At 68.0% G+C, this 19,693-nt stretch carries 21 protein-coding genes and 1 pseudogene; 8 read left to right on the top strand and 14 right to left on the bottom strand.

Annotated features, from left to right (window positions below):
• Positions 1 to 3: 3 nt before the first annotated feature.
• Both AZG88_RS18950 and AZG88_RS18945 read right to left on the bottom strand, forming a co-directional pair.
• Positions 4 to 828, bottom strand: a complete 825-nt coding sequence (locus tag AZG88_RS18950; protein WP_061698551.1) for an arylamine N-acetyltransferase family protein — start codon at positions 826 to 828, stop codon at positions 4 to 6.
• 31 nt (positions 829 to 859) lie between these two features.
• Positions 860 to 1,450: an ASCH domain-containing protein gene (locus tag AZG88_RS18945; RefSeq protein WP_061698550.1), complete on the bottom strand. Its 591-nt coding sequence runs from the start codon at positions 1,448 to 1,450 to the stop codon at positions 860 to 862.
• A gap of 104 nt (positions 1,451 to 1,554) precedes the next feature.
• Here AZG88_RS18945 and AZG88_RS18940 point away from each other — a divergent pair, with 104 nt between their 5' ends.
• Positions 1,555 to 2,637 carry a PQQ-dependent sugar dehydrogenase gene (locus AZG88_RS18940; protein ID WP_061698549.1) on the top strand — a complete coding sequence of 361 codons (1,083 nt, stop codon included), beginning with the start codon at positions 1,555 to 1,557 and terminating at the stop codon, positions 2,635 to 2,637.
• A gap of 39 nt (positions 2,638 to 2,676) precedes the next feature.
• Here the strand turns inward: AZG88_RS18940 and AZG88_RS18935 are convergent, their stop codons facing one another.
• The gene (locus AZG88_RS18935) at positions 2,677 to 3,006 is read right to left on the bottom strand and encodes a hypothetical protein (RefSeq protein WP_005251221.1); all 330 of its coding nucleotides are present in this window, start codon (positions 3,004 to 3,006) and stop codon (positions 2,677 to 2,679) included.
• A gap of 120 nt (positions 3,007 to 3,126) precedes the next feature.
• Between AZG88_RS18935 and AZG88_RS18930 the strand changes: the two genes are divergently transcribed.
• Positions 3,127 to 3,978, top strand: a complete 852-nt coding sequence (locus AZG88_RS18930) for a spermidine synthase (RefSeq protein ID WP_061698548.1) — start codon at positions 3,127 to 3,129, stop codon at positions 3,976 to 3,978.
• Here the strand turns inward: AZG88_RS18930 and AZG88_RS18925 are convergent.
• From AZG88_RS18925 to AZG88_RS18910, 4 genes are read right to left on the bottom strand one after another with little or no spacing between them, the layout of a single operon-like run.
• Positions 3,975 to 5,366 carry a GntP family permease gene (locus AZG88_RS18925; protein ID WP_005251223.1) on the bottom strand — a complete coding sequence of 464 codons (1,392 nt, stop codon included), beginning with the start codon at positions 5,364 to 5,366 and terminating at the stop codon, positions 3,975 to 3,977. The genes AZG88_RS18930 and AZG88_RS18925 overlap by 4 nt on opposite strands.
• Before the next feature lie 40 nt (positions 5,367 to 5,406).
• A complete protein-coding gene (locus tag AZG88_RS18920) occupies positions 5,407 to 6,036 on the bottom strand; it encodes a bifunctional 4-hydroxy-2-oxoglutarate aldolase/2-dehydro-3-deoxy-phosphogluconate aldolase (RefSeq protein ID WP_061698547.1) in 630 nt (209 codons plus the stop codon).
• A complete protein-coding gene (locus AZG88_RS18915) occupies positions 6,033 to 7,652 on the bottom strand; it encodes an N-acyl-D-amino-acid deacylase family protein (protein ID WP_025433243.1) in 1,620 nt (539 codons plus the stop codon). The genes AZG88_RS18920 and AZG88_RS18915 overlap by 4 nt, the downstream gene beginning before the upstream one ends.
• 22 nt (positions 7,653 to 7,674) lie before the next feature.
• Complete coding sequence (locus AZG88_RS18910; protein ID WP_061698546.1) at positions 7,675 to 8,997, bottom strand: amino acid deaminase; 1,323 nt, start codon at positions 8,995 to 8,997, stop codon at positions 7,675 to 7,677.
• A gap of 221 nt (positions 8,998 to 9,218) precedes the next feature.
• Here AZG88_RS18910 and AZG88_RS18905 point away from each other — a divergent pair, with 221 nt between their 5' ends.
• From AZG88_RS18905 to AZG88_RS18895, 3 genes are read left to right on the top strand one after another with little or no spacing between them, the layout of a single operon-like run.
• Entirely contained in the window at positions 9,219 to 10,223 is a 1,005-nt protein-coding gene (locus AZG88_RS18905; RefSeq protein ID WP_061698545.1) for a sugar kinase, read from the top strand.
• A gap of 4 nt (positions 10,224 to 10,227) precedes the next feature.
• Complete coding sequence (locus tag AZG88_RS18900) at positions 10,228 to 10,977, top strand: IclR family transcriptional regulator (RefSeq protein WP_005251230.1); 750 nt, start codon at positions 10,228 to 10,230, stop codon at positions 10,975 to 10,977.
• A 47-nt stretch (positions 10,978 to 11,024) separates the two neighbouring features.
• On the top strand, positions 11,025 to 11,429 hold the full coding sequence (locus tag AZG88_RS18895; protein ID WP_005251231.1) for a RidA family protein: 405 nt from the start codon (positions 11,025 to 11,027) through the stop codon (positions 11,427 to 11,429).
• A 4-nt stretch (positions 11,430 to 11,433) separates the two neighbouring features.
• On the opposite strand, the gene AZG88_RS18890 is transcribed toward AZG88_RS18895, so the two are convergent.
• Complete coding sequence (locus AZG88_RS18890; RefSeq protein WP_005251232.1) at positions 11,434 to 12,774, bottom strand: potassium channel family protein; 1,341 nt, start codon at positions 12,772 to 12,774, stop codon at positions 11,434 to 11,436.
• Positions 12,775 to 13,002: 228 nt separating this feature from the next.
• Here AZG88_RS18890 and AZG88_RS18885 point away from each other — a divergent pair, with 228 nt between their 5' ends.
• A complete protein-coding gene (locus tag AZG88_RS18885; protein ID WP_005251233.1) occupies positions 13,003 to 13,452 on the top strand; it encodes a PPOX class F420-dependent oxidoreductase in 450 nt (149 codons plus the stop codon).
• Between the two features lie 54 nt (positions 13,453 to 13,506).
• Entirely contained in the window at positions 13,507 to 13,989 is a 483-nt protein-coding gene (locus AZG88_RS18880; RefSeq protein ID WP_061698544.1) for a hypothetical protein, read from the top strand.
• Positions 13,990 to 14,059: 70 nt separating this feature from the next.
• Here AZG88_RS18880 and AZG88_RS18875 read toward each other — a convergent pair whose 3' ends face one another.
• The 6 genes and pseudogenes from AZG88_RS18875 to AZG88_RS18850 form a co-directional block, all read right to left on the bottom strand.
• Complete coding sequence (locus tag AZG88_RS18875; RefSeq protein ID WP_061698543.1) at positions 14,060 to 14,293, bottom strand: hypothetical protein; 234 nt, start codon at positions 14,291 to 14,293, stop codon at positions 14,060 to 14,062.
• Positions 14,294 to 14,403: 110 nt separating this feature from the next.
• On the bottom strand, positions 14,404 to 15,159 hold the full coding sequence (locus AZG88_RS18870; RefSeq protein WP_005251237.1) for an AIM24 family protein: 756 nt from the start codon (positions 15,157 to 15,159) through the stop codon (positions 14,404 to 14,406).
• On the bottom strand, positions 15,156 to 15,857 hold the full coding sequence (locus AZG88_RS18865; RefSeq protein ID WP_061698542.1) for an AIM24 family protein: 702 nt from the start codon (positions 15,855 to 15,857) through the stop codon (positions 15,156 to 15,158). Before AZG88_RS18865 ends, AZG88_RS18870 begins: the two co-directional genes overlap by 4 nt.
• 5 nt (positions 15,858 to 15,862) lie before the next feature.
• Complete coding sequence (locus AZG88_RS18860; protein WP_025433242.1) at positions 15,863 to 16,486, bottom strand: AIM24 family protein; 624 nt, start codon at positions 16,484 to 16,486, stop codon at positions 15,863 to 15,865.
• A gap of 83 nt (positions 16,487 to 16,569) precedes the next feature.
• Positions 16,570 to 17,654 (bottom strand): annotated as a pseudogene (locus AZG88_RS18855) (DUF475 domain-containing protein).
• A gap of 78 nt (positions 17,655 to 17,732) precedes the next feature.
• Positions 17,733 to 18,308, bottom strand: coding sequence for a TerD family protein (locus AZG88_RS18850; protein WP_005251244.1), 576 nt, complete (start codon positions 18,306 to 18,308; stop codon positions 17,733 to 17,735).
• A gap of 258 nt (positions 18,309 to 18,566) precedes the next feature.
• Between AZG88_RS18850 and AZG88_RS18845 the strand changes: the two genes are divergently transcribed.
• Positions 18,567 to 19,688: a hypothetical protein gene (locus AZG88_RS18845; RefSeq protein ID WP_061698541.1), complete on the top strand. Its 1,122-nt coding sequence runs from the start codon at positions 18,567 to 18,569 to the stop codon at positions 19,686 to 19,688.
• Positions 19,689 to 19,693: the final 5 nt, after the last annotated feature.

Genomic DNA, 19,693 nt, shown 5'->3' with positions numbered 1-19,693 from the left:
CGACTAGGTGTGCCGGACCCGGCTGAACGCCGCGTCCAGTGTGGCCATTCCGCTCGTGTCGATGAGGAAATCGGTTTCGAGACTGTCCCGCAGTTCATCGACGGACGCCAGTTCGCGCCGCTCGGACGTCCCACCGAGGTGGTGCACCGTCAGTCGCGTACCGGCCAGGGCGTAGCGGCGGTCTTCCGTGGCCCGCGCCGCCATGAGTCCGGTCACGAAATGCGATCCGGGCCAGGTCGACAGGTACCAGTTGGGGGCCTCGTAGTCGACGGGGAACTGCCTGGTGAGGTCGAACCGGTAGAGGGTCCGCCACTCGTCACCGACGAGTGCTTGCATCGCGTAATCGCCCGCGACGTCGACCAGCCGGAACGGTTCCAGCGGCGTGTCCTGCACGGTGTCCAGTTCGAGGCGCAACGTGGTGTTGAGGGTCATCCCGCCGAACCCGACGTCGATGAGCCTTCGCTCCCCGGCCACGTCGACGAGCAACAGCATGTGCGAGCGCGGAGTGACCGCTTCGATCGGAGATCCCCACAGGACCCGGGCGGCGAGCGGAGTCACGTCGAATCCGAGCTCGACCAGGACGGCCCGCAGAAGGAGATTCTGCTCGAAGCAGTAACCGCCCCTTCGGGATTCGACCAATTTCTGTTGCAGCGATGGCAGGTCGAGCCGGTTCGGTGTGCCGAGGAACGGGTCGAGGTTCTCGAACGGGATCGACCGGGCATGATGTGCGGCAAGCTGGTTCAGCGTCACCGTCGTCGCGGATCGGTCGCCGTCGTACCCGATCCGTTCGAAGTACCGCTCGAGGTTCAGATCGCCCGCAGTGGCCATGGAGCACAGTGTAAGCGCGGCGAATGACCGGTCAGGCGTCGTCGGGTGCGGTTGCCGCGAGGTAGGCGGCGCCGCGCGGCGAGATCCGGTACCCGACGTCGAGACTGTGCGTCAGCCCCAGATTCTTCAGCTTCCGGACGTCCCGCTTGAACGGTTGTGTCTCGCGGCCGAGGCTCGCGGCGAGATCGGGTGCGCGGCGGCCGGGGTTGTCGGCGACGAGCTGCAGGATCGTGCGTGTCCACGGGCCGTGACTGCTCCGCCCATCCAGCCGCTCCAGATGCTGAGCGATCTCCGAAATCGTGTCGTCCGTGAGGTCGTCGTCACTGCTCAGCGCGATGCGGGGATCCTCACCGACCCACTCGAGGCCGATGCGGTACACCGGCTGTCCGGGGGTGCCGCGCAGCGCGGCCAGGGCCTCGTCGACGGAGGCGGCCCCGGCGCGGCTGGCGTCGTCCTCGGTGATTCCGTCCGGGTCGACGGTCGTGATCGAGCTGATCCGGATCATCCCCGAGACGGTGTGGAACTCCGAGCCCTCGAGCACCCGTGGTGCTGCCCAGTGGCGGAAGGCGACCGTGACGGTGCCGTCCGCCACCCCCTGCGCGATCTTCTGCGGAAGGATCACCCGCCGTCACCTCCTCACGTGAGTGGCGATGCGTGGTCGAGGATACTTTGCCACTCACCTAAGGGAGGATGGACAGGGTGCGGTCGCGCGACGGGAGGACACCCATGGGACGGCGACTTTTCTCGGCTGCGGCGTTGCTGGCGGTCGTCACGTGCGCGGCGGCCTGCCAGTCCGAGGGGAGTTCCGCGCAGCCGTCGACGACCACCGCGGTCGTCGCGCCGGCAGGCACCGAGCCCACGGCGATCGCCGCCGACCTCGACGTGCCGTGGGGGATCGCGCTCCTGCCGGACGGGACGGCACTGATCGCGGAACGGGACAGCGGCGCGATCCGGCACCTGCAGGCGAACGGCGACACGACCATGATCGGCGAGGTGCCCGGTGTGGCGGCGCGGGGCGAATCGGGACTGCTGGGCCTCGCCGTCTCACCGGCCTACGCGACGGACCAGACGATTTACGCGTACCTGACCACCGACGACGACAACCGGGTGGTCGCCCTGCGATTCGACGGTCGCAGCCTCGGCGAGCCGGCCCCGATCCTGACGGGAATCCCCGCCGGATCGATCCACGACGGCGGCCGGATCGCGTTCGGCCCCGACGGCAAGCTGTACGTCGCGACCGGTGAAGCCGGCGACCGGCCACGCGCCCAGGACCCGTCCTCGCTCGGCGGCAAGATCCTGCGGATCGACCCCGACGGGTCGATCCCGGCCGACAACCCCACCCCAGGTTCACCCGTGTGGTCGCTCGGGCACCGCAACGTGCAGGGCCTCGCGTGGGACGACGCCGGCCGGCTGTGGGCCACCGAATTCGGGGCGAACACCTGGGACGAGGTGAACCTGATCGAACCCGGCGGCAACTACGGATGGCCGGAGGTCGAGGGGCGGTCGGGCGAGGCGGGCTTCGTCGATCCGGTGGTCCAATGGTCCACCGGTGAGGCGTCCCCGTCCGGGCTCGCGTTCCAGGACGGCGCGCTGTGGGTCGCAGCCCTGCGCGGCGAACGACTGTGGCGGATCCCCGTGGGCGGTGACGGCTCGCTCGGCGAACCGCAGTCGCTGTTCGAAGGCGAGTACGGCCGACTGCGTACCGTCGTCGCGGCGCCGGACGGTGCCGTCTGGTTCAGCACCAGCAACCGCGACGGGCGCGGCGACCCGGGGGACGGCGACGACCGCATCCTCGTGCTGCGCCCGTGAGTACTTGTCAACCGCGGGCGGTTGACAAGTACTCACGGGTCAGTCGGTCCAGGGGACGATCGGCGGCTTCACCCACATGATCTTCTCGTCGCGGTGCGCCGGGGTGGCGGCGGGATGGTCGGGGTGGCGTTCTGCCCACGCCGACTTCTGGTCGAGCAACTCGACCACGGTCAGCCACGTCTCCATGGTGCTCGGCGGGTTCGACCCGGCCGCCCGAGCGAGTTTCCGCAGCGTGCCGTCGGTGAGGTCCAGGAGTTCCTGACCGCTGATTCCGCGATCCCACACATACCGCGCGAGTCCCATCGCCTTCTCGCGACGTCGCTTCGCAGCGCCTTCGGTGTGCGCGAAGTCGACTTCCTGAGGTTCCATCGTCTTCCCTTCTCGTGCGCGTCACCACGGTAGGTCACCCGTGTCTCGTCCCGGTATCGTGGGAGGACGATTCTCGCAGCAGACGCGAGCGGACGGCGCGAGCAGTAGGGAAGACGGACGATGGGCAGGCAGCGCGGCGGTCGGGCTGCCCGGACAACCGACGGGGGCCCCGTCGCCGGCGTGTACCCGATCGACACGGGCACGTGCGAACTCGCGGAAGACCACCTCAATCCGCACGGCTGGGTGCTCAAGGTGAACGGGGTCGAAAGTTCCCACATCGACCTGTCGGATCCCACGCACCTCGATTTCGAGTACATGCGGTGGATCGCCGAACTGGTCGCCTCGCACTGGGGGACGGACCAGCGGGTGCGAGCCCTGCACCTCGGTGGCGGCGCCTGCTCACTCGCCCGGCATCTCGCCGCCCGGTATCCGGACGCCCGGCAGGTGGTGGTCGAACTCGACGGCAAGCTCGCCGAGTTGGTGCGCGAATGGTTCGACCTGCCGCGGGCCCCACTGCTGCGGCTGCGGGTGGGTGAGGCGCGGGCGGTCACGGAGACGCTGACGGAGTCCAGCCGCGACCTGATCGTGCGCGACGTGTTCGCCGGGAACACGACTCCGGCGCCGCTGACGACGACGGAGTTCACCGGACACGTGCGACGGGTGCTGGCGCCCGGCGGGATCTATGCGGTCAATTGCGGTGACACCCGCGACCTCGTCCTGGCGCGCCGGGAGGCGGCGACCCTCGGCAGCGTGTTTCCGCACACCACGGTCATCGCCGATCCGGCCATGCTCAAGGGCCGCCGCTACGGCAACATCGTGATCGCGGGCAGCGACGTGCCGATCGGCGACGACCCCGCACTCGTCCGCACACTGCTGGGTGGTGGTGTGCCTGCCCATGTCTGGGACGACCGGCAGGTGCGGACGTTCGCCGGTGCGGCGCGGGTGCTGCGCGACGCGGACTCCGGGAGCTAGACCAGCACCCAGATCAGCGAGGCCATCGCGAAGCCCACCACGGACAGGATGGTTTCGAGCACCGTCCACGTCTTCAGGGTGTCTTTGACCGACATGTTGAAATACCGTGACACGATCCAGAATCCGCCGTCGTTGACGTGGCTGGCGATGATGGATCCGGCCGACACGGCGATCACGATCAGGGCGATCTGCGGGGACGAATAATTCCCGGCTGCGATCGACGGCTCGATGACGCCTGCGGTGGTGACGATGGCGACGGTCGCCGAACCCTGGGCGATGCGGAGGGCGCAGCTGATCAGGTACGCGGACAGGATGACCGGGAGACCGAGTGCGTCCATCGAGTCGGCCAGGGCCTGCCCGACTCCGGTGGCCCGCAGCACCGCGCCGAAGAACGCACCGGCACCGACGACCAGCAGGATCATGCCGACCGGTTTCAACGCCGCCGCGGACATCGCACCGATCTCCTGCGCCGTGATTCCGCGCCGGGTCCCGAGCAGGTACAACGCCAGCAGGACGGCGATGGTCAGCGCGATCGTGGGTGTGCCGAGGAAGATGAGGACCGACAGTAGGGTCGAGCCTTCCTCGAGGACCACGTTGCCGACCGTCGCACCGAGGATCAGCACCATCGGCACGAGGATGATGAACGAGATCAGCCAGAGTGGCGGCGGGTTCTTGTCGGCTTCCTTCTCCTCCGGGATGAACTCGTCCGGGACCTCGATGATCACACGCTTGCCGATCCAGGTGCCCCAGACGACGCCACTGACGAACCAGGCGGGGATACCGCAGGCGAGGCCCATGATGATGATCCAGCCCATGTCGACGTGCAGCAGACCGGCCGCGGCGACGGGTCCCGGGTGCGGGGGCAGGAACGCGTGGGTCATGGACAGGCCGGCGAGCATCGGCATCGCGTACATCACCAGCGACTTGCCGCCGCGCTTGGCCGCCACGTACACGAGCGGGGCGAGGATGAAGATGCCGATGTCGAAGAAGACCGGGATACCGAGGACGAGGCCGGTGACACCCATGGCCAGTGGAGCGCCCTTGGGCCCGAACAACTTCAGAAGCCGTTCGGTCAGGACGTCGGCACCGCCGGAGCGTTCCATCATCGCGCCGAGGACGGTGCCCAGGCCGATGATCGGGGTGATGTGCCCCAGGATGCCGCCGAACCCCTTCTCCAGAATCGAGTCGGCCGCCGACGTCGGTGTGCCGACCAGTTCGACCACCGACACTCCCGCGATGAGCGCGACGCCGACGCCGACGACGATCAGCGCGATGAACGGCTCGAGCTTCAGCTTGATGATGAGGATCAACAGCACGGCGATGGATATCGCTGCGAGAGTGAGTAGTCCGGCTGTGTCGTGCTGCAGCCAGTCGACGAACGACGTCATTGCGTCTCCAGGGGAGGTGGTGGGGTCGGGCGAGAGTGGACTAGTTCGAGAGCGCGGCGATGAACGATCGTGCGCGGTCGGTGATGTCGGTCCAGTTGCCTGACGCGACGCTGGACGGTGGGACGACGCTGGTGCCCGCGCACACGGCCAGCGCGCCGGCGTCGAGGAACTGGCGGGCGTTGGAATCGTTGATTCCACCCGACGGCAGGAGTTCCACGCCGGGATACGGGCCGTGCAGGTCCGACAGGTAGTCGGGGCCGAGCCGCTTGGCGGGGAAGATCTTGACCGCGGCCGAGCCGAGGTCGACGGCCATGGCCACCTCGGTGGGGGTGAACGCGCCGAGGAAGACCGGAACCGACTGTCCTGTGGCGACTTTCGCGACGTCCGGACGGATGCCGGGGGTCACGAGGAACCGCGCGCCGGCGTCGATCGCAGCGGCGGCCTGATCGCCGGTCATCACGGTTCCGACGCCGAGGATGCTGCCTGCCGCGGCTGCGGCGTCGGCGGCGCGGCCGAGATGATGGAGCACGTCGGGCGTGGTGAACGTCAGCTCGACCGTCCGGATTCCGCCCTCGGCGAGTGCGTGGCACAGGTCTGCGGCGTCGGGGATGGTTTCCGCTCGCACCACCGTCAGTACCCGGTCGGCACGCAAAATGTCGATCTCGGTCATCGAACTGCTCCTCCTTCTTCGCGGCGCAACGATCTTCCGGCGGTCGCGCCGGTGAGGCGGCCGTCCTCGAGGGCGAGGCGGCCGCGGACGAATACGTGGGAAATACCGGCCGCCGCCTGGCGCGGCTGTGCGTAGGTCGCGGTGTCGCTCACCGTGTCCGGATCGAAGAGCACGAGGTCAGCGGCGTATCCGCGGCGGACGAATCCGCGATCCACCAGCCGCAACCGCGTCGCGGCTCGGCCGCTGAGGTGACCGACGCACTCCTCGAGGGACATCAGGCCGAGATCGCGGCTGTAGTGCCCGAGGTAGCGTGCGAACGTTCCCCACCCGCGCGGGTGCGGTTTCGCGCCGACCAGCAGTCCGTCGCTGCCACCTGTGTGCCGGGGGTGCTGCATGATTGCGCGCACGTTCTCCTCGTGGCCGACGTGTTGCAGGATGCCGCTGCCGAGTTGGTCGCGGATCAGGATGTCGATGCAGACGTCGAAGGGGTCGCGGTTCTCGGCGACGGCGATGTCCGCGACGGTTTTCCCGACGTAGTCGTCGAGTTCCGCGTTCTGCACGCCGCTGATCTCGAGCGTGTGCCACTCGGCGATCACCCCGTGGCAACCGTCGGAGCCGGTGACCTCCAGATGCTCGCGGATGCGTTCGAGGGCAACCGGATCCCGGAGTCGATCGAGGGTTTGTTCCATGCTGCCCGCCGACGCCCAGCTGGGCAGGATCGCCGACAGCGTGGTGGCGCCGGGAAGGTAGGGGTAGGTGTCGAGGCTGATGTCCGCGCCGGCGGATTCGGCCGTGTCGAGCAGGGCCAGCAGTTCCGGGGCGCGGCCCTTGTTGGGTCCGAAGTTCAGCGTGGCGTGGGCGAGATGCAGTGCGCACCCGGCCCGCGACGTCAGGTCGACCATCTCGGCGTAGGCCTCCATGGCGCCGGCGCCGTAGGACCGGTGGTGCGGGGAGAAGTAGCCGCCGTACTCGGCGACGGTCCGGCACAGTGCCAGCAGTTCCTCGTTGTCCGCGTACATTCCCGGCGTGTAGGTCAGCCCGGCGGACAACCCGACGGCACCCTCCGCCATGGACTGCGCCACGATCCGCTGCATCTCCTCGATCTGCGACGGTGTCGCCGGCCGGTCGTCCCAGCCGACCACCAGCGCCCGGACCACCCCGTGCGGGACGAGATACGCGACGTTGGTGGCGATACCGCAGTCGAGGCGGTCGAGGTATTCGCCGACGCTCCGCCAGGAGAAGTCGAAATCCTCGGGATCGGTGTTCCACCCCGCGATCTTGCGCCGGACCACCGCGAGCACGTCGTCGGTGACGGGTGCGTAGGACAGCCCGTCCTGCCCGAGTACCTCGGTGGTGACGCCCTGGGTGATCCGCGACGGGTGCTCGGGGTTCAGCAGGATCTGCAGATCCGAGTGGGCGTGCATGTCGATGAAACCGGGCGCGAGCACCAGGCCGTCGGCGTCGATCACCCGATCCGCGCGAGGGCGCCCGGTCTCGGAGTGATCTGCCTCGGGCCAGATTTCGGCGATCCGGTCTCCGTCGACGAGCACGTCGGCGCGGTACCTCGGCGCCTCCGAACCGTCGACGACGGTGGCGGAACGGATCAGAGTGGTCATGATGTGAGTCCTCGGCCGGGGATCAGAAGAAGGTGCGGATCAGGTCGACGACGACCGGATCGTCGGAGTCGTCGCCGACGACGGGAATCCAGCGCCATTTGTCGAACGCGGTGCACGGGTGGGAGAGACCGAGCCTGACGACGTCCCCGACACGCAGATCGTGTTCGGGCCGTGCGGGATCGAGCCGGAGGAACGCGTGCTGGTCGTTGACGGCGGTCACTTCGGTGCCGTCGAGGGGCCGCGGCGTCGCCCCGAGTTGGCCGGCGACGGCCTGCGCGGTGGGGAGTCCTTCGTCGAACGGGACGTCGCGCTTGCCGGCGTCGAGCAGGGCGAGGCCCGGCTCGGGGCGGGACACCACCCGGGCCCACGTGTGCATCGCCGACGTGAGACGACGCGCCTGCCTGTCTTCGCTGCGGCCGAACGGTGAGATCCCGGTGTAGAAGCCGTCGTCGTGGATGATGTATGCGCCGGCGCGGACCACCACTTTGGTTCTGTCGCCGGCAAGTTCGGCGAGCACCTCGGCGACCACGTCGAAGTAGGCGCTGCCGCCCGCGGTCACGTACACGTCCTGACCCTCGGGGTAGCGTCCCTCGGCCTCGAGCCGGCGATGCAGTTCGGCCATCGACCGGAGATACGTGCGGACCCGGGTGAGGGATTCCTCGGAGGCGTCGTGTGCGAGGGCGCCCTCGTAACCGGAGACGCCGGCCAACCGCAGTGCGGGGCTTTCACCGATGCGTGCGGCCACCTCCACTGCCTCGGCCACGGATCGTGCGCCGGTGCGTCCTCCCTCTCCGCCGAGTTCGACGAGCACGGGCAGCGGACGGACCACCGTGACGTCCGCGAGCGCCGCGGTCATCGCGTCGACCGTCTGCGGGGAGTCGGCCCACATCAGGACCTCGAGTTCCGGGTTCGCGTCCATCTGCTCGGCCAGCCACCGCAGCGCGGTCGGGTCGACGAGCGAGTTCGCGATCTGCACCCGGCGCACGCCGAATCGCACCGCCACCCGGAGTTGGCCGAAGTTCGCGAGCGTGATGCCCCACGCGCCGCTGCGGATCTGCCGGTCCCACAGCACCGGAGACATCGTCGTCTTCCCGTGCGGAGCGAGGTCGACCCCGTGCGCCTCGCACCAGGCCGCCATCGTGTCGAGATTGCCGGCGATGGCCGTCTCGTCGAGGACCATGACGGGCGTGCTGAAGGCGGACAGCCTCGGCTGCGTTCCGAGGAACTCGGTCTTGGTGAGGCCGTTCGCCGCGGAGGGGAGGGCTTTGTCCACGTCGGACAAGCGCAGCTCGTCGAGCTCCGCCAAGGCGCCGGAATCGAGTGTGTCCGGTCCGCTGATCGTCATCGTCGATCCTGTCGTTCGGGTTCTGTGGGGCAGGCCTTCATCGGGGGAAGGGCCGTGAAGTGCTACGTTGCGCTATATGCAACGTTGATTGCGTTTTTGAGTCACCTATGTCTAGCATTGGCCTGGGTCATCGTCAACGGTCCGGTGTGGCATGCATCGCCGGGGCGAGGGCTCTCGAAACGCAACTCCAGTGCCGGTCCGAGCAGTCGTAGAGGTAACAAGTGCAGGAATCGATCCCCACCCCCGAGTCCGGTGTCGCGTGCCTCGGTGAGGCGATGGTCCTGGTGGCCCCGGACTCGACACTCCACCTGGCCGGCGCCGAGGCGAACGTCGCCGCCGGACTCGCCGCGCTGGACGTTCCCGCCGCCTGGGTCGGACGGCTCGGCGACGACGAGTTCGGCACCCTCATCCGCACCGAACTGCAGGCGCGGGGTGTCGACGTCCGCGCGATCGAGGTCGATCCCGACAGGCCCACCGGGCACTACTCGAAATCCACCGCCCTCGACGAGCACGGCGAGCCGCGAACCGACAGCCTGTATTCCCGGGCCGGTTCGGCGGCGTCGGCCATGGATCCCGGATTCCTCGACACGCCGGCGGTCGCGGACCTGTTCGGCCGCGCCGCCGTGGTCCACTGCAGCGGAATCACACCGGCCCTGTCCGATTCGTGCCTCGCGCTGATGCGGAGACTGCTCCGCGACCGGCCGGGAATCTCCGGTGTGGTCAGCTTCGACGTCAACTGGCGTGAGCAACTGTGGCCGGACGGCGACCCGCGGATGGTCGTGGAACTGGCGAATCTCGCCGATCTGGTTCTCGTCGGCGCCGACGAGGCCCTGCGCGTCCTCGGCACCGCGGATCCGCACGAGTTGCGGCTCATCCTGCCCGCCCCGGCCACCGTCGTCGTCAAGGACGGAGCGCACCGGGCGCTGGCCGTCGACCGGAGCGGCCGCAGTGTGGCGGTTCCCGCGCTCCGCGTCGACGTCGTCGAACCCGTCGGCGCGGGCGATGCCTTCGCCGCCGGATATCTCAGCGGTGTGGTGCGCGGCGAGGATCAGACGCGGTGCCTGCGCCGCGGGCACATCGGCGCCGCCGCCACCCTGACGGTGGCAGCGGACTCGGCGCCCCCGCCGCCCGCCGAACTGCTGGACGAGCTGCTCGAGTGCTCCGAATCAGACTGGGCGGCAACGAGCGTCACCGCCGACGGCTTCTCCCCCGAGAAAGTGGAGTGAACGGATGAGTCAGAGTGTCTCCCGCGCCCTGCACCTGCTGGTGCAACTCGGCAACGGTCCCGCCAATCTCGACCAGCTGGCCGAATCCACCGGGGTCCACAAGACCACCGTGCTCCGCTTACTGCGAACCCTGTCCGACGAGCGGTTCACGTTCCGCGACAACAGCAACCAGTACCACCTCGGTTCCCGCATCTTCGAGCTCGCCGCGCAGGCCACCGACCAGCGGGAAGTGCGGCGCATCGCGTCACCGCACCTCGTCGCGTTCAACCGCGAATACGGGCGTACCACGCACCTCGCGGCGATGGAAGGAGGTGACGTGGTGTACATCGACAAACTCGAATCGCACGATCAGATCAGGATGTACTCGCGAATCGGACTGCGTGCCAACCTCAATTCCACCGCGGTCGCCAAGGTGATTCTCGCCGACCTGCCGGATTCGGAACTGCGGCCGATCGTCGACTCGATGGACTTCTCCGCCCGCACCGCCAACACGATCACGACGCCCGAACGCTACCTCGACGAGATCCGCATGGTCCGGGAGCAGGGCTGGGCGCACGATCAGGAGGAGAACGAGCCGTCCGTCAACTGCATCGGGGTGCCCATCCGCGGCGCGTCCGGCCGCGTCGTCGCCGCCGTCTCCGTCTCGGTGCCCGACGTCGTGCTCAGCTACGAACGCGTCCTCGACCTGCTCGAACCCCTTCAGGCCGTGGGGGCGCGGATCTCCCGCGACTGCGGATACCGCGCCCAGCCCTGACCCGTCCCCCGTCCACCCGAAAAGTAACGACACACAGGAGTAGCGATATGTCCGACACCACCGTCATCCGCACCGAAGGCGCCCCCGCCCCCGCACACACGTTCAGCCAGGGCATCAAGAAGGGCAACATGCTCCAGGTGTCGGGGCAGGGGCCGATGGACCCCGTCACCAATAAGTACATCGCGGAAGGCGACGTGCGCGAGCAGACCCGGCGCACCCTCGAGAACGTCAAGGCGATCCTCGAAGCCGGCGGCGCGAGCGTGGAGGACGTGCTGATGTTCCGCGTCTACCTCACCACCCGGGACGACTTCGCCGCGATGAACGACGTGTACGGAGAGTTCATCGCCGAGAACGTGCCGAGCGGGCAGCTGCCGTGCCGGACCACGGTTTTCGTCGACCTCCCGCACGAGGTCATGCTCGTCGAGATCGACGCGCTGGCAGTGACCGGCTAGGTCGCTACGCGGTGACGAGGTGCCGGCAGCTCATCCGCGGCGACATGGGCAGCTCGGTGAAGTCGGGCTCGGACGTGTCCGCGGTCGGCACCTCCAGGTAGAGGTGGCTGCCGTCCGCCACGACCCCCTGCGGTTGCAGGCCGATCAACTTGGCCACCACGTACGTGGCGCTCAGGCTGGTGACGTCGCGGATGATTCCGAGCCGCAGCAACGACCGCGTCTCGGCGATCGCCTCCTGCTCACCGGCCCGCAGGACCAGTCGCAGTCCGGGGGACACGGCCTGCGCCGCCACGGACACCGCGATGTTGTCCAGGTCGTCGGAGCCGACGGCGGCCAGCGCAAGGGCTCGGCTCACACCCAGTCGCTCGAGGAGTTCACGGTCACCGCCGTGCCCCACGACGGTCGGGATGTTCATCGACCGCACGAGCCGCAGGTTCTTGGCGTGGGGGTCGCGTTCGACGCCCACCACCGCGACACCGAGAGCCTGTAGCTCCCGGCAGAGCCGGAGCCCCACCTGGCCGAGGCCGACGACGATGACGTGGCCGGACCGGGGCAGGACGCGGCTGCCCACCAGGCCGACCAGCCGGGGGCCGAGCAGCCGCTCGATGATTCCGGCGGTGAACATGGCCGTGAAGACGACGGTGAAGAGCATCGCCACCGAGGCGAACACCGCGTAGGCGGGGCTGCCGTGGGTGTCGGTTCCCGGGCCCACGGTGGTCACCACGCGCACCGCCTCGTTGAACGCGTCGAGCGGTGCCACGTGCTGGCCGAGCATCAACCACAGCCAGTCGGCGAACAGCACGGCGAGGAGCCCGGCGAGCCCACCGAGCAGGATGCGGGTGCCGATGTCGTGCGAGCGCAGCAGTCCGGTCGCGCCGGTCGCCGCGGTGCGCCACCAGTTCCGCCGGGGCAGATCGACGTGCGCGCCCTCGGGGTGGCCGTCGATCATGCGGACCGTCAGCATGTGCTCGCCCGCGTGCCGGGCCGCGACGAGTTCGGGTTCCAGGCACGGACCGGCGAGCGTCGGTGCGGCGAGGTCTGCCGGTGACGTCACCTCGCACTGCGGGAGCAGCTGCGACAGCTGGTCCGCCACCGTGCGGTCGAAGATCGTCACCACCAACGGGATCGACGCGGAGATGTGCGCCGCGGCCAGCGCGTAACGCAGCGCGACGACGTCGTCGCGCACCAGTACGGCCATCCCGCAAGGTTCGTCCGCCATCGCCAGGCGGAGCTCGTCGTCGTCGGGAGCGACGAGATGGCGTACGTGAAAGTCCCTTTCTCGGAGGGATGCACAGACCCGTCGGGCCACGGTGGTTTCGCCGATGACGAGATATGAGTCGTTCACGTGTGGTCCTTCCGGCTCGGGATCACGAGAGCGTACCCGAGAAAAACCGCAGATCCCACACGAGAATGTGTACCGGTCAGTATCCTGAGATTTCCTGGAACACGTTACCGGCCAATGTTTTTCCGATCCCCGTGCCCTACTCGTCGGTAGGGGAGCCCTGGACCGCGACCAGGGGCAGCCGCGACTCCGCGCGGGAACACCGCTTCGGCGTCCGTGGTTGGGTGAGTCATGAGCCTCGATGCGAATGACGACCGGCGCCCCCTTCTCGACCTCGTCGCCGCACACAACCGTGCGGTCCTCGCGACGATCAAACGCGACGGGCGCCCGCAATTGTCCAACGTGATCTATGCCTGGGACCCCGGCACGCAGACCGCGAGGGTGTCGGTGACGGCGGATCGGGCCAAGACCCGGAACGCCGCCCGCGACCCGCGGGTATCGCTGCACGTCAGCGCGACCGACTTCTGGAGCTACGCGGTCGTGGAGGGAGACGCGGAACTGAGCGCGGTCGCGGCGGATCCGCACGACGCGGCGGCGGACGAGCTCGTCGACGTGTTCCGGCTCGCGTCCGGAAAAGAGCACGAGGACTGGGAAGAGTTCCGCCGCGCGATGGTGTCCGAGCACCGGCAGGTACTCCGGGTCCGCGCGACGAAGGTGTACGGCATGGCCCAGTTGCCCTGAGTGTGCACAAACGTAACTGTGGCAGCCGGTCGGAGCCGGTGGGACGATTGAGTCATGCGCAGGAGACGGTGGCCGGCGGCACCACCGCCTGCCACGGAGGGAATCGTGGTGCACGGGCCGGTGGAGCTCGTGACGAGCCGTGACCTGAGCCTGCGCCTGGCGGAGGTCGTCGCGCACCCGACGGGCATGCTGCTGCGCATCGAGCTGACAGCGAGAGGCAGATCCGCTGATCTGGCGCGCCACGAGACGCGTCCACTGGACGATCCCGACGACCCGTCGGCTCGGTGGTCGTATCTCGCGGTGAACGTGCAGGTCGACGATATGGAGGGTGTCGCCGATCCACGCCACCCGCATTCGACGTCGAAGTCCGATGCCGCGGACGCGTCCGAGTATCACTCCGCGCCGCATTACTGGATCAGCGACTACCCGGAGTCGGGAACGATCACGCTGACCGCGGGGTGGAAGGAAATTGGACTTCTGCCGAGAACGCGGACGATCACTCTCGGCCCGAACCCGAGTATGCGACCCACGCGGTAGACATACGAAGGTGCCCTTCGGCGCCGTGGGAGCGTCGAAGGGCACCTTCGTCCTGCGAGGGGAACGCAGATCAGGGCAGCGGAACCCAGGTGCCGAAGAACCAGAATCCGTGCGGGCTCGGCGCGGGTGCCTGCTGCTGCGGAGCGTGCTGCTGCTGCTGCTGCTGGGGCTGCGGTGCCTGCTGCTGCTGGGCGGGGGCGGGGTTGTGGCCCACCGGGTCGGCGCTGGCGACGCCGGCTCCGATGCCGAGGGCTGCGAGGGCGATACCACCGGTTGCGACGGCCTTGGTCACGACGGACTTCATGCGGTTCCTCCTGGAACGAATCGGATGCGGTGTCAGAACTTCCTGACACAGACCAGATTGCTGCCCGTCCCTGCCACAACTCTTCGCTCAGCCTGTCAATCTCCTGGGTGTCAGCGCGGCTGCTCCGCCAGCTTGGCGGCGATCACGCCGTTGAGCCGTTGCAGACCGCTCGGGGTGAGGCCGTGGATCTGGCCCTCGATGCTGCGCACGACATGCGTGTCGCTGAGGACCTTCTCGCTCGACTGGATCAGAACCGTTCCGGCGCCGGTGAAGTCGAACTGCCGTTCCTCCCCGGAGTTGATTCCCATCATGTGAGCGCCCGCCGCGAGGAAGTTGCTGATCCACCCCTGGTCGTAATGGTGGCTCGGGGACGGGCAGTCGGCCCACCCGACGAGCGCCTCGGGGTCGATCCGCAGCGGCGGCTCGGCGAACATCACCGGGCCGTTGGACGACGCCAGGAACTTGCCGGTCCCGATGAGCGTCAGGAAGCCCGGCACGATGGACTGGTTCAGGGCCAGACCCGGCTCGAACGCAAGGAGATTCGACGCCCGGATGGTGAGGTTGCCGTCGTCGAGGTCGTACGAGTTGATGTCGTAACCGCGGTCGCCGATGATCAGCTTCCCGAACCCTTCGGCCACCGCGTAGTCGCCCATGTACAGCGGCGCGGAGAACTGATTGGCGACCATGTGCAGTGCGGCGCCGTGCAATCCGTGGGTCAACGCCTGGAACTGCATCTGCCCGTAGTATGCGATCATCGCACCCTTGCGGATGAACCAGGGCGCGGTGAGGTCGATGCAGAACGCGTAACTGTTGTCGGGAATGTTGTCGCTGGCGCCGAGAGTCGACGGATTGTGGATGGCGGTCACAGTTTCTCCTCCGAAGCCTGAACGTAGACGATGCCCTGACCCGTGCACTGCAATTGCATCGCTTCCCCGACGCCGCGGCCCATCGCCTCACGCCAGCCGACGGCGGATTTCAGTTCCACCTGGACGCTCCCGTACGTGCCGACGAATGCGTCGGGGTCGACGAACACCGGATTCGGTCCACCCACAGGGAGTTCGATGAAGCCGCCGTGCGCGAGGAGGACCGCAGACCCGTACCCGGACAGCTGCGTCGTGAACATTCCGGTACCGGAGAGGGCGCCTGCCGCAGCGCCGCGCAGGGCGCCGAGCATGCCGCGTCCGCCGCCGCCACCGCCCTGACTCGTCACGGAGATCACCGAACTCTGCAGTCCCGCATTGTGAGCGAGCAGCCGGGACGCCTCGACACACAGCGCACCGCCCTGCGACATGTCGACGACGTGCACCTCGAGCCCGGCGTGGCCGTAGTGCACCTCGCCCTGCCCCTGCGCGAGCATCGTGCGTTCGTGCTCGCCCTGCATCATGCGTCCGGCCATCCGGGTGAACCCACCCATGCCCGCCATCGCCTGGGAACCAGGCACCTGATGCGGCGAGAACTGGACCTGACCTGTGTAGAACAGCATCGCGCCCGTGCGGGCCACCACCCCGCTTGCGGCGCCGACGTCGACCTTGACGACCTTCGAGTTCACTTTCGAGAAGACCATGGGGATCACCGCTCTGCCGGTTGAATGGAGACGACGCCGTGACCGTCCCACCTGAGGGAGAAGGCCTCACCGTTGCCCTGGCCGACGGCGTTGCGCCACGACACGTCGGTCACGAACGACTGCGTCACCTGTCCGCGCGCCGAGACGAACGCGTCGGGATCGACCACCAGCGGGTACTGCGGCGATACCTCGAGGTGGATGAGCGGCCCGCCGGCCGACAGCAGCGCCACCTGTCCCTGGCCGGAGACGGTCGTGGTGAACAGGCCCTGACCGCCGACCCCGCCGCGCAGTCCGGTGAACGTGACGTTGGTGTTCAGGTTGCCGCTCGAGGCGAGAAGCTGCTGCGACTCCACCTGCAGGGTCTCGTTGGCGAGGTCGACGACGGAGACGTACTGACCGCCCACCGCGAGGTACACGACACCGTGGCCGGAGCATTCCATCAGAGACAGCGCCTCGCCCGTGGCACGCCTCTTCATCCCGGCGAGCACCCCGTCACCGCCACCGAAGCCTGCCGACTTGAAACTGACATTGCCCTCGTAGGCGATCATCGAACCCTGTATCGCCCGGATGGTGGTTCCGGCGAGCTGCGCCTCCACCACCTTCTTCGACTTGTCGAGCAGCCGCCCCATGGGTGCCCTTTCCAGTGTCGAGCGGCAGTGCCCGTGACCACCGAGTCACGAGCACTGCCGCTGGATGTGAGTACAGGCAGAACCTAGCCGACGGGCACCGGGTTCTGCTCGTCCACGTCGTCTTCCGCCGCGCCGGCCGCTGCAACGGCCTTGCGGTTGCGGACGATGCTGGAGATGAAGGCGGCACCGATGAGGGCGACGCCCACGAGTCCGGTGACGTTCTCGTTGACGTGGTAGCCGATCGACACCAGCAGGATCACGGCCAGTGCGCCGATGGCCCAGTGGGCGCCGTGCTCGAGGTACACGTAGTCCGACAGGGTGCCCTNAGGGCGATGATGATCGGGTCGGACGTGATCGCGAACGCGCCGATCACACCGTCGAAGGAGAACGACGCGTCGAGGACCTCGAGGTAGAGGAACAGGAAGAACCCGGCCTTACCGGTGGCCTTGGCCAGCTCGGTCGGTCCGCCCTTGGACCCTTCGACCAGTTCGCCGTCTTCGTCTTCCTCGGGCGTGTTGAACAGCTCACCGAGACCGTTGACGGCGATGTAGGTGACCATGCCGAGGACGCCGGCGATCATCACCGTGGAGACCGTGTCCGCGGGGGCGATGTACGCGGCGGTGATCAGCAGCAGGGCGCCGGCGATGATGACGGCCAGCTGGTCGAGCTTGCCCGCGCGGGCGAGGGGCTTCTCCAGCCAGGACAGCCAGGTGATCTCACGCTCTTCCAGGATGAAGCCGAGGAACAGCATCAGCAGGAACATGCCGCCGAACGCCGCGATCTGCGGGTGCGCGTCGGTGAGCAGGGTTTCGTAGCTGGCGCTGCCGTCGGGGAAGTACGCGGCGCCGTCGGCAGGCGGGTTGAGGGCCAGGTCGAGGGCGGCGACGGGGCCGAGACCGGACGCGAGCCACACGATCACGAGGGGGAAGACCAGGCGCATGCCGAACACCGCGATGACGATGCCGACGGTGAGGAAGATCTTCTGCCAGAACTCGCTCATCCGGCGCAGCACGGTGGCGTTGATGACGGCGTTGTCGAACGACAGCGAGATCTCGAGGATCGACAGGATCACCACGAGGAGGACGGCCTGGGGGCCTCCGTAGATCGCCGCGATGATGAGGGAGATCACCGTCACGGCGAAGGAGAGACCGAATATGCGCAGAACCACGAAGCGTGGCCTTTCTCTAGTGGGCATGCAGGGTGGCTACTGCAGGTGGACGAACACCGGGGGAGAACGAAACGACTGTCAGACGTTGACGCCGTAGTCGCGGGCGATACCGGCCAGGCCGGACGCGTAGCCCTGGCCGATGGCGCGGAACTTCCACTCCGCACCGTTGCGGTACAGCTCGCCGAAGACCATAGCGGTCTCGGTCGACGCGTCCTCGGACAGGTCGTAGCGGGCGAGCTCGGTGCCGTTGGCCTGGTCGACGACGCGAATGTAGGCGTTGCGCACCTGCCCGAACGACTGCGAACGTGTCTCCGCATCGTAGATCGAGACGGGGAACAGGATGCTCTCGATGTTCGCGGGGACCGCCGCCAGGTTGACGTTGATCACCTCGTCGTCGCCCTCGCCCGCACCGGTGGTGTTGTCACCGATGTGCTCGATCGAGCCGTCGGGGGAACGCAGGTTGTTGAAGAACACGAAGTGCTGGTCCGACACGACCTTCTTGTCGGCACCCGCACCGATGGCGCTGGCGTCGAGGTCGAAGTCGGTGCCGGTGGTCGAGCGGGCATCCCATCCGAGTCCGACAGCCACCGCGGTCAGGTTCGGCGCCTCCTTCGTGAGAGAAACATTGCCGCCCTTGGTCAAGCTGACGCCCATTCAGGGGTCCTTTCGAGAGGAGGTGGGTGGACCCTCGACAACTGTCGAAGTTCCGGGTTCGTCGTGCAACACCACGATAATGAATTTGTCCGACTTGTCCCATCCCGCGAACTGTCCACAGGTTTGTGCACAGGCAATTCCGGACCACTCGGGGTTGTCGGCCCGACCAGTACGATTCAGGACGTGACGAGCGGATGGGCGGGACGCTTCCGAGGAAGAGCCCGGGGCGACGACTCGGCTCGTCGCGCCCACGACACGATGGTCGCAGCGTTTCTCGATATGGACAACCGGCAGAGCATCGCCGCCGCGGCCGTGGACGCCTCGGAACAGCTGACTCCGGAACGCGGAATCCGGCGGGTCTGGGAACCGGTTCGCGACGGGTGCTACCAGGCCGCGACGGCGTACCTGGCGGCCGAAGACCAGTTCGAGAACGTGCAGTCACCTGCGGCCACCGCCGCGTACGAGCAGGTGACGCGGCAGTTGGTCGCGGCAACCCAGACCCTCGACGAGTTCTATCGCACACATCGCGGCCATCTCGAGGAGTCGACCGCAATGCTGGCGGCCGTGCCCCAGGTTGCCCAGCAGGCGCTTCAGGTCGCCTCCGCGGCGCAGCAGCGGGTGCAGACCGAGGGCGCCGCGTACGCCGGCTACCCGTCGGTGCGCGATCGGGGAGCGGCACTCGACGCCGCGGTCGTGGCGCTGCAGGGCGCCCGTGGCGCCAACCTGATCCGCGAAGCGGCGGCGCGCGTGCGGGAGGAGTCGGCGGCGCTGGAGAAGGCACTGGCCGCGGCCCCGTCCAAGGAGCGGGACGCCGCTCACGCCGTGTCGTCGGTGACGACGAGGATCGCCGCCGTGCAGACTCGGGCGGAACGCCTCGCGCCCGCCTACTCCGCGCTGCTGCGCGAATTCAATGCGGCCAGTTCGTCGGATCTAGTCCACAACGACCGCGAGAGCCGCAGGCACATCGAGCAGGCGCAGACCGATCTGCAGCAGGCGCAGAAGGCTCTGACCGCGGGTAATCCCGAGGGGGCGCTCGAACTGACCGCCGCAGCGCGGACCCATCTGGTCGACGCCGAGGCGAACGTCGACGGCGTCACCGATCGTCTGCGGTTGCTGCGGGAGGTCCGCGAAAACCCGCGGGCCAAGGAAAACGAGATCAGATTTCGTCTCCGCGACGCCCAGATGTTGGCTGTCAATCGTGGGCTCGTGCGGGAATGGGGGTCGGTCCTCGACGCTCAGCTCGAGCGGATAGACCGAATAGCAGGGACACTGACCGGGAGGCATCCCGACTACTGGGCGTACGTCGCCCAGCTCGATGCCGTGTCGGCGTTCATTGCCGAGGTGGTTCAGAAGATGAGAGGACACACAGGACAGCGATGACACGG

This window comes from Rhodococcus sp. LB1 (assembly GCF_001583455.1).
Taxonomy (GTDB): Bacteria; Actinomycetota; Actinomycetes; order Mycobacteriales; family Mycobacteriaceae; genus Rhodococcus_F; species Rhodococcus_F opacus.
The sequence above is the reverse complement of the archived record's forward strand: the minus strand, read 5'-3'. Positions and strand labels throughout refer to the sequence as shown.